The 16,210-nt window shown below is 69.7% G+C and carries 12 protein-coding genes, 1 pseudogene and 1 riboswitch; of the genes and pseudogenes, 7 read left to right on the top strand and 6 right to left on the bottom strand.

Going from position 1 to position 16,210, the window contains the following annotated elements; translation table 11 throughout:
* The first annotated feature begins 59 nt into the window (after positions 1-59).
* Positions 60-341 (top strand): HPr family phosphocarrier protein, encoded by a 282-nt coding sequence (locus OG819_RS02635; RefSeq protein WP_054229914.1) that lies wholly within the window; start codon positions 60-62, stop codon positions 339-341.
* Between the two features lie 183 nt (positions 342-524).
* Here the strand turns inward: OG819_RS02635 and OG819_RS02640 are convergent, their stop codons facing one another.
* The 4 genes from OG819_RS02640 to OG819_RS02655 form a co-directional block, all read right to left on the bottom strand.
* The gene (locus OG819_RS02640; RefSeq protein WP_266430163.1) at positions 525-1,220 is read right to left on the bottom strand and encodes a GntR family transcriptional regulator; all 696 of its coding nucleotides are present in this window, start codon (positions 1,218-1,220) and stop codon (positions 525-527) included.
* Positions 1,221-1,432: 212 nt separating this feature from the next.
* Positions 1,433-2,197: a M23 family metallopeptidase gene (locus OG819_RS02645; protein WP_266430164.1), complete on the bottom strand. Its 765-nt coding sequence runs from the start codon at positions 2,195-2,197 to the stop codon at positions 1,433-1,435.
* A 12-nt stretch (positions 2,198-2,209) separates the two neighbouring features.
* Positions 2,210-2,370, bottom strand: a riboswitch (cyclic di-AMP (ydaO/yuaA leader).
* A 282-nt stretch (positions 2,371-2,652) separates the two neighbouring features.
* Entirely contained in the window at positions 2,653-4,041 is a 1,389-nt protein-coding gene (locus OG819_RS02650; protein ID WP_266586574.1) for a pitrilysin family protein, read from the bottom strand.
* The gene (locus tag OG819_RS02655) at positions 4,038-5,378 is read right to left on the bottom strand and encodes a pitrilysin family protein (RefSeq protein ID WP_266647828.1); all 1,341 of its coding nucleotides are present in this window, start codon (positions 5,376-5,378) and stop codon (positions 4,038-4,040) included. The genes OG819_RS02650 and OG819_RS02655 overlap by 4 nt, the downstream gene beginning before the upstream one ends.
* A 279-nt stretch (positions 5,379-5,657) precedes the next feature.
* Between OG819_RS02655 and OG819_RS02660 the strand changes: the two genes are divergently transcribed.
* A complete protein-coding gene (locus tag OG819_RS02660) occupies positions 5,658-8,117 on the top strand; it encodes a DNA topoisomerase (ATP-hydrolyzing) subunit A (protein ID WP_266629503.1) in 2,460 nt (819 codons plus the stop codon).
* 1 nt (position 8,118) lies between these two features.
* Here OG819_RS02660 and OG819_RS02665 read toward each other — a convergent pair whose 3' ends face one another.
* Complete coding sequence (locus OG819_RS02665; protein ID WP_266652546.1) at positions 8,119-9,228, bottom strand: GTP-binding protein; 1,110 nt, start codon at positions 9,226-9,228, stop codon at positions 8,119-8,121.
* Positions 9,229-9,832: 604 nt separating this feature from the next.
* Between OG819_RS02665 and OG819_RS02670 the strand changes: the two are divergent.
* From OG819_RS02670 to OG819_RS02680, 3 genes and pseudogenes are all read left to right on the top strand, one after another.
* Positions 9,833-11,049: pseudogene (locus OG819_RS02670) on the top strand (IS110 family transposase).
* A 393-nt stretch (positions 11,050-11,442) separates the two neighbouring features.
* Positions 11,443-11,679 (top strand): hypothetical protein, encoded by a 237-nt coding sequence (locus tag OG819_RS02675; protein ID WP_266647830.1) that lies wholly within the window; start codon positions 11,443-11,445, stop codon positions 11,677-11,679.
* 148 nt (positions 11,680-11,827) lie between these two features.
* Positions 11,828-12,487 (top strand): DUF6082 family protein, encoded by a 660-nt coding sequence (locus OG819_RS02680; RefSeq protein WP_266647832.1) that lies wholly within the window; start codon positions 11,828-11,830, stop codon positions 12,485-12,487.
* Between the two features lie 45 nt (positions 12,488-12,532).
* Here the strand turns inward: OG819_RS02680 and OG819_RS02685 are convergent, their stop codons facing one another.
* A complete protein-coding gene (locus OG819_RS02685) occupies positions 12,533-13,711 on the bottom strand; it encodes a citrate synthase/methylcitrate synthase (protein WP_266647834.1) in 1,179 nt (392 codons plus the stop codon).
* 98 nt (positions 13,712-13,809) lie between these two features.
* On the opposite strand from OG819_RS02685, the gene OG819_RS02690 reads away from it, so the two are divergent.
* Positions 13,810-15,105, top strand: coding sequence for a citrate synthase (locus OG819_RS02690; RefSeq protein WP_266647836.1), 1,296 nt, complete (start codon positions 13,810-13,812; stop codon positions 15,103-15,105).
* Between the two features lie 97 nt (positions 15,106-15,202).
* The gene (locus OG819_RS02695) at positions 15,203-16,147 is read left to right on the top strand and encodes a sucrase ferredoxin (protein WP_266647842.1); all 945 of its coding nucleotides are present in this window, start codon (positions 15,203-15,205) and stop codon (positions 16,145-16,147) included.
* Positions 16,148-16,210: the final 63 nt, after the last annotated feature.

Here is a 16,210-nt window from a genome sequence, read left to right on the forward strand (position 1 = left end):
CGCTTCACGTTGTGGAACACTGGTCTAGACAACCCTGAACACCTGAAGGGCAGCATCACATGGCTGAGCGCCGCGTCAACGTCGGCTGGGCCGAGGGCCTCCACGCCCGTCCCGCCTCCATCTTCGTCCGGGCGGCCACGGCCTCCGGTATCCCCGTGACGATCGCCAAGGCGGAGGGCAACCCCGTCAACGCGGCCTCCATGCTGGCGGTCCTCGGCCTCGGCGCCCAGGGCGGCGAGGAGATCGTCCTCGCGTCGGACGCCGAGGGTGCGGACGCCGCGCTCGACCGGCTGGCGAAGCTGGTGGCGGAGGGTCTCGAGGAGCTCCCCGAGACCGTCTGAGAAGGAGCCCCCACACGGGGTTCCCGAATTGATGGCCGGAGTGGTCTTCGCACCAAAAGACCCCGCCCCGTACACATTCGAAGGGCTCGCCTGAAAACATCGGGCGGGCCCTTCGCTTTTCCTAATTGCGGGCAGCAAAAATAATCCCCCGCGAATTACCTCTCTTTGTATACGGTGCCGGTGTTAATGACGCACGCCCGTCATGTTTACGGGATGTTGCGAAGTCCTCACGCGCTCCGGACGATCTCCCCCGCCGGGAAAACGCAGCCGGTGCGCGACCGCCGCGCGCTCCGTGTGCAGCGCCGTGACGGCCCGCGCCCGCTCGCTGTCGCCGCGCGCCACCGCGTCCACGATCCCGCCGTGCTCCGCCCAGGACTCCGCCGGGTTGGCCGGCGCCTCGACCGCGTACATCCAGGCGATCTTGTGCCGCAGCTGGGCCAGCGTAGAGGTCAGGGCGGGGCTTCCGGAGGCCTGCGCGAGGGTCTCGTGGAACCAGCCGCCGAGCGAGCGCAGATCCTCGCTGTTCCCCCTCCTGGCCCGCTCCTGGCCCAGTCTGACCAGGCCTCGAAGCACCTTGAGGTGAGCCTCGGTGCGCCGCTGCGCGGCCCTGGCGGCGCCCAGCGGCTCCAGGAGCATGCGCATCTCCAGCAGGTCCGCCGCCTCCTGCTCGGTGGGCTCCGCGACGCACGCGCCCGCGTGCCGACGGGTGACGACGAAGCCCTCGGCCTCCAGCGTGCGCAGGGCCTCGCGCACGGGGACCCGCGAGACGCCGTAGCGACGCGCGAGCAGTTCCTCGGTGAGCCGGCTGCCGCGCTCGTAGACACCCGCGACGATGTCGTCACGAATCGCCGTGCATACCGAGTGCGCGGGAACGCGCATGACCGGACCTCCGCCTTAATCCCCGCGAAACGCGGTCGATTGACGCTTGTTCAGTGACTCTATTGCAGAGAGCCGGAATTTCCGATGGCGGGCCGGAATCCATGGATATTTTTTGGACAGACAGCCGTTCGAAACAACGAAGCCCCGGCTCGGGGGAGCCGGGGCTTCGGAAGTGTTGACGCCGGTCGTCGGACGTTCGGGGTGTACGGGCGTCAGACGTTCACGCCGTGCGAGCGGAGGTAGGCGACCGGGTCCATGTCGGAGCCGTACTCCGCCGTCGTGCGGGCCTCGAAGTGGAGGTGCGGCCCGGTGGTGTTCCCGGTGGAGCCGGAGAGGCCGATCTGCTGGCCCGGGGTGACCGTCTGACCCACAAAGACGCCGATGGACGACAGATGGCCGTACATCGTGTAGGTGCCGTCGTGCATCTTCAGGACGATCTGGTTGCCGTAGGCGCCGCCCCAGCCGGCCGTGACGACCGTGCCGGAGCCGACCGCGTGGACCGAGGTCCCGGAGGCGGCGTGGAAGTCGACGCCGGTGTGACTGCCGGAGGACCAGAGGCTGCCACCGGTCTTGTAGCCGGTGGAGATGTACGAGCCGGTGATCGGCAGGACGAAGGTGTTGAGACGCTTGCGCTCGGCGGCACGGGCGGCACGCTCCTTGGCCTCGCGCTCCTTCTTCGCCTCCTCGGCGGCCCTCTTCCGCGCGGCTTCCTCGGCCTTCTTGCGCGCGGCGGCCTCGTCGGCGGCGCGCTGCTGGGCGGCGGCCTGAGCGTCGATCTGCGCGGCGACCTTGTCCCCGAGGGTGACGGCCTGGGTCAGCCCGGTCTGCTCGACGGAGGCGTCCGCGGCGAGCGCCGGAGCGGCCAGGGTTCCGATGACACCGGTGGTGGTGAGCGCGGCGACGCCGACGGCGTTCGTGGTGGAGCGCTTCACGCGGCTCGGACGGCGGTGTTTCCCGGGGCCACAGGTGAACGCCATGTAGGGGCTGATCCTTTCCTTCCCTCTCGCCTACCGGGTTAGCTGACGGGTTCGGAGCAGGAAGGTCTCCTACGGACTCCCTCCAGGGAGGGCGTCCGATTCACCCCAGGGACTGCGTATGGGTCCCCGGCTCCCCTGGCTCGCGCCGTACGGGGACTCGGCGATGACTGTCCGGTGCCGCGGGCGCGGCGCACTGCCTGACGAACAGCCGGACCGACGCTAGACGGGGCGTCTTTCAATCAACAAACGGATCACGGCTTTTGTAGTGCATGCCACAGGGCAGACGGGCAACCTCCCTACCAATACGGACATCTTGGGGATGAGGTCCGGGCGAAAATCCGAGCAAAAAGGGGCCCGGGCGACTCTTCAGTCACCCGGGCCCTACGGAGTCGTGCTCTTCCGCTCCGCGTGCGGCTCCGCTTCCGGCCGGCCTCCCGCCGGCCTCTGTTGAGCCTCTACTCCGCCGACACGACGGTCACTTGACCGATTCCGAGGGCCTTGACGGGCTCCTGGATCTGCGCGGCGTCACCGACGAGGACGGTCACCAGACGGTCCACCGGGAACGCGTTCACGGCGGCCGCGGTGGCCTCCACGGTGCCGGTCGCGGCGAGCTGCTGGTACAGCGTCGCCTGGTAGTCGTCCGGCAGGTACTGCTCGACCTGGTCCGCGAGCGTGCCCGCGACGGCCGCCGCGGTCTCGAACTTGAGGGGCGCCACCCCCACCAGGTTCTGCACGGCGATGTCGCGCTCGGCGTCCGTCAGCCCCTCGGCAGCGAGGGTGCGCAGCACCTTCCAGAGGTCGTCGAGCGCCGGGCCGGTGTTCGGGGTGTCCACGGAACCGCTGATGGCGAGCATCGCGATACCGGTTCCGTCCGGAGCGGCCCGCAGGACCTGGCCGAACGCCCGCACACCGTAGGTGTAGCCCTTCTCCTCGCGCAGGACGCGGTCCAGACGCGAGGTGAGGGTGCCGCCGAGGCAGTACGTGCCGAGCACCTGGGCGGGCCACACACGGTCGTGCCGGTCGGCGCCGACGCGGCCGATGAGCAGCTGCGTCTGGACCGCGCCGGGGCGGTCCACGATGATCACGCGGCCGGTGTCGTCGGCGGTGACCGACGGCACGGGGCGCGGCTCGCCGGACGAGCCGGTCCAGTCGCCGAGCGTCTCGGCGAGCAGCTCGTCGAGGTCCACGCCGGTCAGGTCGCCGACGATCACGGTGGTGGCCGTGGCGGGGCGCACGTGCTTGTCGTAGAAGGCGCGGACGGCCGCCGAGTCGATCTTCTGGACGGTTTCCTCGGTGCCCTGGCGCGGGCGCGACATGCGCGAGGTCGCCGGGAACAGCTCCTTGGAGAGCTCCTTGGCGGCGCGGCGGGCCGGGTTGGCCGTCTCGTGCGGGATCTCGTCGAGCCGGTTGCGCACCAGTCGCTCGACCTCGCTGTCCGCGAACGCCGGTGCCGCCAGGGCGTCGGCGAGCAGACCGAGCGCCTTGGGCAGGCGCGAGACGGGCACTTCGAGCGACAGCCGTACGCCGGGGTGGTCGGCGTGCGCGTCGAGAGTGGCGCCGCAGCGCTCCAGCTCCGCGGCGAACTCCTCGGCGGAGAGCTTGTCGGTGCCCTCGGAGAAGGCGCGCGCCATGATCGTGGCGACGCCGTCGAGGCCTGCGGGCTCGGCCTCCAGCGGCGCGGCGAGCAGCACCTCGACGGCGACGACCTGCTGGCCGGGGCGGTGGCAGCGCAGCACGGTCAGGCCGTTGTCCAGCGTGCCGCGCTCGGGCGCCGGGAAGGCCCAGGGCTTGGGCCGGCCGGCCTGGGGCTGCGGGTGGAAGTCCATGGTGGCGAGCTCGGTCACTTCGCCGCCTCCTCGTCCTCTTCGGTGGTGTCGGCAGCGATCGGCTCGTACACGAGCACCGCGCGGTTGTCGGGGCGCAGACGGGACTTGGCGACCTCCTTGACCTCCTGGGCCGTGATGTCCAGGACGCGCTGTACGGCCGTCAGGGCGAGCTGGGGGTCGCCGAACAGGACCGCGTACCGGCACAGTTCGTCGGCGCGGCCCGCGACCGTGCCCAGCCGGTCCAGCCACTCGCGCTCCAACTGGGCCTGGGCGCGCTCCATTTCCTCGTCCGTGGGGCCCTCCTCGGCGAACCGGGCGAGCTCCTCGTCGACGGCGGACTCGATCACCGGGACCTCGACGTCACCGGACGTCTTCACGTCCAGCCAGCCCAGGGAGGGCGCTCCGGCGAGCCGCAGCACCCCGAACCCGGCCGCGACGGCGGTACGGTCGCGGCGTACGAGCCGGTTGTAGAGCCGGGACGACTCGCCGCCACCGATGATGGTGAGCGCCACGTCGGCCGCGTCGGCCGCGCGCGTGCCGTCCTCCGGGAGCCGGTAGGCGGCCATCAGGGCGCGCGCCGGGACCTCCTCCTCGACGACCTCGCGCACCTGCTCGCCGATGACCTCGGGCAGCGAGCCGTCGCGCGGGGCGGGCTTGCCGTCGTGCCCGGGGATGGAGCCGAAGTACTTCTCGACCCAGGCGAGCGTCCGCTCCGGATCGATGTCCCCGACCACGGAGAGCACCGCGTTGTTCGGCGCGTAGTAGGTGCGGAAGAAGGCGCGGGCGTCCTCCAGGGTCGCCGCGTCCAGGTCCGCCATGGACCCGATCGGGGTGTGGTGGTAGGGGTGGCCCTCGGGGTACGCGAGCGCGGTCAGCTTCTCGAAAGCGGTGCCGTAGGGCACGTTGTCGTAGCGCTGGCGGCGCTCGTTCTTGACGACGTCCCGCTGGTTCTCCATGGACTCGTCGTCGAGCGCGGCCAGCAGCGAGCCCATGCGGTCGGCCTCCAACCAGAGCGCGAGCTCCAGCTGGTGGGCGGGCATCGTCTCGAAGTAGTTGGTGCGCTCGAAACTGGTCGTTCCGTTGAGGGAGCCACCCGCGCCCTGCACCAGTTCGAAGTGGCCGTTGCCCTTCACCTGGCCCGAGCCCTGGAACATCAAGTGCTCGAAAAGGTGAGCAAGGCCGGTACGGCCCTTGACCTCGTGCCGTGAGCCGACGTCGTACCAGAGGCACACCGCCGCGACCGGGGTCAGATGGTCCTCGGAGAGCACCACGCGCAGGCCGTTGGCCAGGCGGTGCTCGGTCGCTGTCAGGCCGCCGGAGCCTGCCTCAGCTGTGGCCGTGTGACCCATGGGCATGTACGTCCCTTCGATCGCGGAAACTGCAGAATTCCTGCCGGTCCTGCCACTGTATGCAAGCGCGCCGACAGGTGGCGAAGTTCCCGCACCTCGTACGCCGAGAGCGAGAATTCCTGAGGTGGGAGGCCGGACTTCCGTTCGCCGTGAGCGATCGGAACCGGGCTCCGGGAAGCCCCTATGGACGGGTCGCGGTCGGCGTTGTCAGTGCGGCGGTCCACAATGGTGCGCGTCAGAACCCGTTCATGCCCCGGCAGAGACTGTGAAGGAGCCGCAGCAGCGATGGCCCGCCGCAGCACGAAGACCCCGCCGCCCGACGACTCGTACGAGGAGAAGATCCTCGACATCGACGTCGTGGACGAGATGCAGGGCTCCTTCCTCGAATACGCGTACTCGGTCATCTATTCGCGAGCCCTGCCGGACGCCCGTGACGGCCTCAAGCCCGTGCACCGCCGCATCGTGTACCAGATGAACGAGATGGGGCTGCGCCCCGACCGCGGGTATGTGAAGTGCGCCCGCGTCGTCGGCGAGGTCATGGGTAAGCTCCACCCGCACGGCGACGCGTCGATCTACGACGCGCTGGTGCGCCTGGCCCAGCCCTTCTCCATGCGCCTGCCGCTGGTCGATGGCCACGGCAACTTCGGCTCGCTCGGCAATGACGACCCGCCGGCCGCCATGCGTTACACCGAGTGCCGGATGGCCGACGCCACGTCACTGATGACCGAGTCCATCGACGAGGACACGGTCGATTTCACGCCGAACTACGACGGCCAGGAGCAGGAGCCCGACGTCCTCCCGGCGGCGTATCCGAACCTGCTGGTCAACGGATCGTCCGGGATCGCCGTCGGTATGGCGACGAACATGCCGCCGCACAACCTCGGCGAGGTCATCGCGGCCGCCCGCCACCTGATCCGCTATCCGGGCGCCGACCTGGACACGCTGATGAAGTACGTACCGGGCCCCGACCTGCCCACGGGCGGCCGGATCGTCGGCCTGACCGGGATCAGGGACGCCTACGAGTCGGGCCGCGGCACCTTCAAGATCCGTGCCACGGTGGCGGTGGAGGACGTCACGGCGCGCCGCAAGGGCCTGGTCGTCACCGAGCTGCCCTTCACCGTCGGTCCGGAGAAGGTGATCAGCAAGATCAAGGACCTGGTCAACGCCAAGAAACTGCAGGGCATCGCCGATGTGAAGGACCTCACCGACCGTTCGCACGGACTGCGACTGGTCATCGAGATCAAGAACGGCTTCGTGCCGGAGGCGGTCCTGGAGCAGCTCTACAAGCTGACGCCGATGGAGGAGTCCTTCGGCATCAACAACGTGGCACTGGTGGACGGCCAGCCGCTCACCCTGGGCCTCAAGGAGCTCCTCGAGGTCTACCTCGACCACCGTTTCAACGTCGTGCGCCGCCGCAGTGAGTTCCGCCGCGGCAAGAAGCGCGACCGTCTCCACCTGGTCGAGGGCCTCCTCGTCGCCCTCCTGGACATCGACGAGGTCATCCGCCTCATCCGCTCCAGCGACAACTCGGCGCAGGCGAAGGAGCGCCTCATCGAGCACTTCTCGCTCTCCGAGATCCAGACGCAGTACATCCTGGACACGCCGCTGCGCCGTCTGACCAGGTTCGACCGCATCGAGCTGGAGTCGGAGCGCGACCGGCTCAACGGAGAGATCGACGAGCTGACCGGCATCCTCGACTCGGACGCGGAGCTGCGCAAGCTGGTCTCCGCGGAACTGGCCGCGGTCGCCAAGAAGTTCGGCACCGACCGGCGCACGGTGCTCCTGGAGTCCGCGGGCACCCCCGCCGCGACGGTCTCTCTCCAGGTGGCCGACGACCCGTGCCGGGTGCTGCTGTCCTCGACGGGCCTGCTGGCCCGTACGGCCAATGGCGCCCCCTTCGGGGAGGCCGAGGACGCCAAGCGCACCAAGCACGACCTGATCGTCTCCGCGGTGTCGGCGACGGCCCGCGGCGAGATCGGCGCGGTCACGTCCTCGGGCCGCCTGCTCCGGCTGAACGTGATCGACCTGCCGCAGCTGCCGGAGACGGCGTCGGCGCCCAACCTCTCCGGAGGCGCGCCGATCCCGGAGTTCCTGTCCTCGCTGGAGCCGGACGAGACGGTGGTCTGTCTCACGACGCTCGACGAGTCCTCGCCCGGCCTGGCGATCGGCACCGAGCAGGGTGTCGTGAAGCGTGTGGTCCCCGACTACCCCTCGAACAAGGAGGAGTTGGAGGTCATCACCCTCAAGGACGGGGACAGGATCGTCGGCGCGGTCGAGCTGCGCACCGGCGAGGAGGACCTGGTCTTCATCACCGACGACGCCCAGCTGCTGCGCTACCAGGCCTCGCAGGTCCGCCCGCAGGGCCGGGCGGCGGGTGGCATGGCGGGCATCAAGCTCACCGAGGGCGCGAAGGTGATCTCCTTCACCGTCGTCGACCCGGCGGTGGACGCGGTGGTCTTCACGGTGGCGGGCTCGCGCGGCACCCTGGACGACTCCGTCCAGACCACGGCCAAGCTGACGCCCTTCGACCAGTACCCGCGCAAGGGCCGCGCCACAGGTGGCGTGCGCTGCCAGCGGTTCCTCAAGGGCGAGGACTGCCTCTCGCTGGCCTGGGCGGGCGCGGCTCCGGCGCGGGCCGCGCAGAAGAACGGCACACCGGCCGAGCTGCCGGAGATCGACCCGCGCCGCGACGGCTCGGGCGTGTCCCTGGCGAAGACGGTGTCGGTGGTGGCGGGCCCCGTGTAGATCAACCGGTCTCTTCGAGACCGTCGGGCTCCTCGTCCTGTACGTGGGCGTCCTGAACCTGGCCGTCCTGAACGTGGTTGTCCTGAACGTAGCGGAGGACGCCCCACATGCTGTGTTCGTCGGCGTGTGGGGCGTCCTCTTCGCACGCCTCCAGTTCCTTGCCGAGGGCGGGCGCGTCGATGCCCGAGCCGATGAGCACGAGCTGTGTCAGCCGCACGTCGGAGGCGGCCCAGGGCTCCGGGTAGAAGCGCAGGAACCGCCCGACGGCGTGCACGGAGTAGCGGTTGCGGTGGTCGTGGGCGCCGAAGTCGACGTACCCCTTGATGCGGTAGAGCCCTTCGGGCCTGCTGTCGAGGAAGTCCATCAACTTCCGGGGCTCGAGCGGCACTTCGGAGGTGAAGGACAGCGATTCGTAGGCGGAGTGCAGGTGGTCGTGGTGCCCGTGGGGATCGCCCTCGTCGTGCCGGTGGAGGTCGTCGAAGGACAGCTGCCCGATACGCTCCTCGTTCGGCCTGCGGTCGAAGAGGAACTCGGGGTCCACCCGGCCGTAGGTGGCCGGCACGACGGCGGCCCGGTCGACGAGCTCCCGTACGGTGCGCAGCACGCGCTCGCCGTCGTCGGCGCGGTCGATCTTGTTGACGACGACGAGGTCGGCGAGGGCGAGATGCCGGTCGATCTCAGGATGCTTCTCGCGCGTACCGTCGAACTCGGCCGCGTCGACCACCTCGACGAGCCCGCCGTAGACGATCCGGGGATGCTCACTGGCCAGCACCATCCGCACGAGCTCCTGGGGCTCGGCGAGGCCGCTCGCCTCGATGACGATGACGTCGATACGGGCCGAGGGCCGGGTCAGCCGCTCGAGATACTCGTCGAGCTCGCTCGCGTCAACTGCGCAGCACAGGCATCCGTTTCCCAGCGAGACGGTCGAGTCGCCGAGCGCCCCGGCCACGGCCATCGCGTCGATCTCGATCGCCCCGAAGTCGTTGACGACGGCGCCGATACGGCTGCCTCCGCCGCGGTGCAGGAGGTGGTTGAGCAGGGTGGTCTTTCCTGAGCCGAGGAAGCCGGCGAGGACGATGACCGGGATCTGCGTGGCGGAAGTCACCTCGATGGAGACCTGGTCACGGGTGCTCTGGTCGGTGGGGACCTGCTGCGGGCTTGGCTGGCTCAACGGGCGACCTCTTTCACACCGACGCGTGCACCGGCTCATGAACCGGCTCTTGGGCGAGGACGGCTCGTAGACCGGCGCTCGTACGGGGAATGACTGCCGACCAAGGATACGAGCGGGAGGAATCCGCGCGAAGTGAACGATTGTTAGCGGCGCTCGCGGGGCACACGTTGGGCATGGCGCCGGGAAACGCGACCCGCACTTCCCTCCGTGCGCCTCCTCTCCGCCGATCAGAGCCGCTCGGTGACATCAGGAAATGCCAAGCACCACGAAGTATCGATTCCCCCCGTTATGTTTTCCGCGGTCCTGCAAGAGGGCCGCTGGCCTCCGGGCCCGGCATGACTGTGTCCCCCTGTCGAAGGCATGACCTGGGGGGTGGTGTCACCGGGCCCGGGAGGTGCCGTCGGAGACGCTGATGAGAGGTCCGGCCACCACCCGGTCCGGCGCAATGCCGGACAGCTCGCGGGCGGCAGGTCTGCATAACGTGGATGCGCGCGTACGACACCACCGCCGAGGCCGGCACGTTCAACTCTCCTGGAAGGGCGCGATGTTCGACACCGAAGACGTGGGCGTGTTCCTCGGCCTGGACGTCGGAAAGAGCTCTCATCACGGGCACGGGCTGACTCCGGCCGGCAAGAAGGTCTTCGACAAGCAGCTGCCCAACAGCGAGCCGAAACTGCGGGCCGTGTTCGACAAACTGGCCGCGAAGTTCGGCACCGTACTGGTGATCGTGGACCAGCCCGCATCCATCGGAGCCCTCCCGCTCACGGTCGCCCGGGACGCGGGCTGCAAGGTTGCCTACCTGCCCGGACTCGCAATGCGGCGGATCGCCGACCTGTATCCGGGCGAGGCCAAGACCGATGCGAAGGACGCTGCGGTCATCGCGGATGCGGCCCGCACCATGCCGCACACCCTGCGCTCGCTGGAACTCACCGACGCGATCACCGCCGAACTCACGGTCCTCGTCGGCTTCGACCAGGACCTCGCGGCCGAGGCCACCCGCACGTCCAACCGGATACGCGGCCTGCTCACCCAGTTCCACCCCAGCCTGGAGCGCGTCCTGGGCCCTCGCCTCGACCACCAGGCCGTCACCTGGCTGCTGGAGCGCTACGGTTCCCCCGCCGCACTGCGCAAGGCCGGCCGCCGCAGACTCGTCGAGGTCATCCGGCCCAAGGCCCCGCGCATGGCCGCGCGGCTGATCGACGAGGTCTTCGACGCCCTCGACGAGCAGACCGTGGTCGTGCCCGGGACCGGCACCCTCGACATCGTGATCCCGTCCCTGGCCCACTCCCTGGCCGCCGTCCACGAACAGCGCCGGGCCCTGGAAGCCCAGATCAACGCCCTGCTGGAGGCCCACCCTCTTCCCCCGTCCTGACGTCGATGCCTGGCGTCGGCGTCAGGACCGCCGCAGTCCTGCTCGTCACCGTCGGCGACGGCACCAGCTTCCCGAGCGCCGCCCACCTGGCCTCCTACGCCGGACTCGCCCCGACCACGAAGTCGTCGGGAACCTCGATCCACGGCGAACACGCACCCCGAGGCGGAAACCGCCAGCTCAAGCGCGCCATGTTCCTCTCCGCCTTCGCCTGCATGAACGCCGATCCCGCCTCCCGCACCTACTACGACCGCCAGCGAGCCCGCGGCAAAACCCACACCCAGGCCCTCCTCCGCCTCGCCCGCCAACGCATCAGCGTCCTGTTCGCCATGCTCCGCGACGGCACCTTCTACGAATCCCGCACGCCCGCGGACGTCGAGCTCGCCGCATGACCCCAGCAAGACCGAACCATCCCAAACCCGACAGGGGTGCCTTGACGAAGGACATAGAGGCACCCCCCCCCGCGAGGGCCCGCCCAGATCGCCGGAGGGAACCAGGCTGGCCAAGTGACGGATGACCTACCACCTGTCGATAAATTGATACATCCAGGCGATCCGCACCTGCCGCACTTTGCGGACACCCGGCTTAACACCCGGGTAGCCTGCCCGCAGTCCGCTCCGGAACAGGCACATGGACCAGCGCGGCACTTCTCTGAGCAAGGCGGCGTCCCCACAAGGGCAGCCCACTCATGAGCGCCCCGCTGGACACGAGAACAAGGCCATCAGCCCTGGCCGCGTCCAGCGCACCCTCACGGCCCATCCCCCCGACTGAACCAGGACCCGCCGTTGAAGATCGTGCGTCGACTCGGAGACTCCCCTCGGGAGCGCAACTGCGCCACTGGGCAAACCTGCCCTGACATCTTCGAACTGAGCGACGGAAACTTCGCCGTCATCGGTACGGAAGCCACAGCCGATCTCGAGAGCGAACTACCGCCCGACTCCGCGCGTGCAGACTACGAGCGCATCGTCATCATCACCCGGGAAACTCTCGTCCGCGCGAAGGCCGACATTCCGGCCGCGTGAGTGAGACGGACCCCTGGCTCGGACAACGGTCTGCCACTGCAATAGTGACAGGCCGTTGTCCAGCGGGATCCCTGCTTGTCGCGATGATGAAGACCCGCGAAGATGGTGCTCCGTCGCGCAGTGAGGCTCCACAGCACCAGGGGGACGGATGCCAAGCAACCGCAGAGCCGTCAGGCAGTACGGGCTCCAATGGGGCAGCCTCGGTATTGCCGTCGTGGCCCTCATCCTGGCGACCCCGTTCGCGTTGGACTTCCTGGCCCCCAAAGATCTGGACTGGGGGCTGCTGAGCAACATCAGCCAGACGTACGGCGCCGTCTCCGTCTTCGTCTCCGCGGCAGCCCTGATCGGCGTGGCACTTTCCCTCGTCTATCAGGCACGGCAGACCCACATACAAAACGAGGAAGCCCATCGTTCGGCACACCGGGAGTTGGTTCTTCTCACCCTGAGCGATCCCGCCTACCAAGTGTGCTGGGAGCCCCCCAACACACGCATGACGGAAGAACGGTGGCGACAGCTCCTCGTCGCCAACTTGATCGTCAGCATGTGGAGCAGCGACTACAAGCTGGGGCTCATGGACGACCGCACCATGCTCGCCATACTCAGCGACTACTTCCGCGGCGAGATCGGCCGCGCCTATTGGCACAACAGCGGACCGTCGTGGCATGCCTACCTCAACGAGGGCCGTGATGGTCGGCAGCGGCGATTCGTCAACCTCGCGGAGAAGGCTTACACGGCTGCTGTCGCCACAGGTCCGCCTCTCCTCACCCGCGACTACTTCGAGCCCCCGAGCACTCCCGCAAGCCAGTGAGTCCAAGCCGCGGATCCGCCCCGGGATGAGTTATCCGATGGCTCGTCAAGAGGCGACGGGAACCGGTGCCGGTGCCGGCTTCCCCACATACCGTGCCGCCGGACGGATGATCTTCGGGTCCTCCGCCTGCTCGAGGATGTTGGCGCTCCAGCCGACGACGCGGCCCGCGGCGAAGGTGGGGGTGAACATCTCCCGCGGGAGACCACAGAGTTCCATGACCACACCCGCGTAGAACTCCACGTTGGTGTGGAGTTCGCGGCCGGGCTTCAGCTCGGCCAGGATCGCCTCCACCTGGTGTTCGACCTCGACGGCGAAATCGACCAGAGGGCCGCCGAACTGCTGGGCGATGCCGTGGAGCATTCGGGAGCGGGGGTCCTCGGTGCGGTAGACCGCGTGTCCGAAACCCATGATGCGATCGCCCGCGAGGACCCGTTCGCGGATCCAGGGGTCGATGCGGGCGGAGGTGCCGATCGCGTCAAGAGTGTCCAGGGCCCGGCTCGGCGCACCGCCGTGCAGTGGCCCGGACAGCGCCCCGACCGCACCCACCAGACACGCGGCCACGTCCGCTCCCGTCGACGTGATCACCCGCGCGGTGAAGGTTGACGCATTGAATCCATGATCAATGGTTGATATCAAGTACTGCTCGACCGCCCGGGCCCGCGCCGGGTCCGGCTCCGAGCCCGTCAGCATGTAGAGGTAGTTCGCGGCGTACGGCAGATCCTCGCGCGGTTCGACCGGTTCCAGGCCCTGCCCCAGGCGATACAGCGCCGTGAGCAACGTCGGTACGGCCGCGCACGCCGCGAGCGTGTCCGCGCGCCGCCGGACGACGTCGATGTCGTACACCGGCCGGAAGCCCAACGACGCACCGAGCAGTGACAACGCGGTCCGCAGTCCCGCGAGCGGTCCGGACGGTCCCGTCGCCGCGGCGATCGCGGGCAGCGCCGCGCGCACCTCGTCCGGCAGCCCACGCAGCGCCGCGGTGCGTGCGGCGAAGGCCGCACCGCGCGCCGCGTCCGGCAGTTCACCGTGGACCAGCAGATGCCAGACGTCCTCGAACCCGCGGGTCTGAGCGAGTTCGACGGCCGAGTACTGACGGTAGTGGTAGAAGCCCTCCCGCCCCCTGACGTCACCGAGCGCGGTGTCGGTGACTACGACGCCCGAGAGTCCTCTCGGTACGTCGACAGGGGTGATGGACGGTGCGGTCACGGCCCGGTTGTTCGGCATGATTTCCTCCCTGAACTTGATTTGACTATCCATGCTTGACTCAATCCGTGTCAATATTGATTGCGTCAATATGGCGATACACAGATACGGTGGCGTCCATGAGGGATCAAGAACCGGCAGGGTCAACGCACGAAGGCCGCGAAGGCCATGGAGCCCGTGGAGGCCACGAAGGTCGGCGGCTCAGCACCAGGGAGACCGCCGAGCTCCTCGGTGTGAAGCCCGAGACCGTGTACGCGTATGTGAGTCGCGGCCAGCTCACCAGCCGGCGCGACCCCGGCGGCCGCGGCAGCACCTTCGACGCCAAGGAGGTGGAGGCACTGGCTCGGCGCAACAAGCGTGATTCCGGCGGGAGTTCGAGCACCGGCGGCGAGCTGTCCGTCCGTACCCGCATCACCCTCATCGACAAGGACCGGTACTACTACCGAGGCGTCGACGCGACCGAACTGGCCGCGCGTCACTCCTACGAAGAGATCGCCGAATGGCTGTGGACCGGAGAGCTGCGCCCGGGCGTCACGTTCACCGCCCCGGAGGCGTCCGTCACCGCCGCCCGCCGCGCCGTCGACGCGCTGCCCGAGCACAGTGGACCCACCGACCGGCTCCGGGTCGCCGCGATCGCCGCCTCGGCCGCCGATCCGCTGCGCTTCGACCTCTCGCAGAGCGCCGTCCTCGGCACCGCGCGCACCCTCATCCCCACCCTCGTCGCCGCCCTCCCACCCCTGCGCCACGACCACCGCGACGCGGGCCCACTGGCCCACCGGCTGTGGGGGCGCCTCACCGGCCGAACTCCCGACGAGGCGTCACTGCGTGTGCTGGACACGGCACTCGGCCTGCTCGTCGACCACGACCTGGCCGCCTCGACGCTCGCGGTGCGGGTCGCCGCCTCGGCACGGGCACACCCGTACGCCGCCGTCTCGGCGGGCCTCGGCGTGCTCGAAGGCCCCCTGCACGGCGCGGCCAGCGGCCTCGCCCACCGGCTGCTCCTCGACGTCCTCGACCAGGGCACCGCGGCCCCCGTGGTCGCCGACGAACTGCGCGCCGGGCGCCGTGTCCCCGGGCTCGGCCACCGGCTCTACCCAGGCGAGGACCCACGCGCGCGTGCCCTGTTCGCCCTCCTGGAGAAGGTGCCGGGCGCGGCGCCCGCCCTCGCGGCGGCCCAGGACATCGTGACCACCACCGCCCGGCACACCCCCCTGCACGCCAATGTCGACCTGGCGCTGGCCGTGCTCACGGTCTCCTCTGGCATGTCCGCCTCCGCGGGAGAGACGGTTTTCGCCGTCGCCCGAACGGCGGGATGGATCGCCCACACCCTGGAGGAGTACGAGGAACGCCCGCTGCGCATGCGCCCGAGCGGCCACTACGTAGGGGCGCGCCCGCCACAGCCACTCCCCAAGTGAGCCCCTAGCGCTCCACAGCGCTCCGAATGCGCCCAAAGTGCGCCCCATACGCACCGCCGGAAGTCACCCCGGACGAAGTCAGGTTAGGCTCACCTCTGTGAGTACGTGCACGACCGCGTCCCGGGACCTCGACGAGCCCCTCGCGGGGACCGCGGCGACCGCGAGGACATGGCTGCTCCTCGAACAGCCGGGCCCCTGGGGTGCCAAGGCGCTCACGTCGAGCCACCTGGACCCGAAGCTCGGCCGCGCGCTCGAAGCCGCGGCCCGGGACACCGGAGTGCGGATCGCGCTCATCCGCCGCCCCGGACGGCACGCCGACTGCGGTACATCCGCGGAGCGCCAGGTGTTCGCGGCTCACACCACCCCGGGCAACGTGTGGCTGCACGCCGCCACGACCCGCGCTCCTGAGCGGTTGCTCGACCTGGACTTCACCGCGCTCGGCGAGGGAGACCCGCGCACCTTCGACGCGGCGCTCCAGGGTCGGCACCACACGGGCGAGCCGCTCGCGCTCGTCTGCACCAACGGCAAGCGGGACCGCTGCTGCGCCCTCCTGGGCCGGCCCCTCGCGGCGGAGCTCGCCGCCTCGGGAGTGGCGGGCGCGTGGGAGGTCACCCACCTCGGCGGTCACCGCTTCTCGCCTACGCTGCTCGTCCTGCCGTACGGGTACGCCTACGGGCGGGCCGAGGCCCACGCCGTCAAGGAGATCCTCCAGGACGTGCGGGAGGGCCGCGTCGTCACGGAGGGCTGCCGTGGCAACTCCGCGTGGGAGCGGCCCGGGCAGGCCGCTGAGCTGGCCGTGCGCAGGGCCTCCGGGGAGCATGCCGCGGAAGCCCTCAGCATCGTCCGCATGGACGGCGCGGCGCCGCGCTGGGACGTGACCGTCGCCCACACCGACGGGCGCCTGTGGCGCGTCATCGTGGCGCAGGGCACCTCATTGCCGCCCCGCCCGGAAAGCTGCGGCTCGGCGCTGGGTTCCCCGGCCCGGATGGACGTGGTGGCCGTACGGGAGATGCCCCGCGCGGCGATCCCCGTGGCCTGCTGACCAAAGCTCTTGCGCGGGCCGTCCCGTACCCGCCGACCTCGGCTTCCCCACGCGCCGATCAAG

This window comes from Streptomyces sp. NBC_01549 (genome assembly GCF_026339955.1).
In the GTDB taxonomy this organism is placed as follows: Bacteria; Actinomycetota; Actinomycetes; order Streptomycetales; family Streptomycetaceae; genus Streptomyces.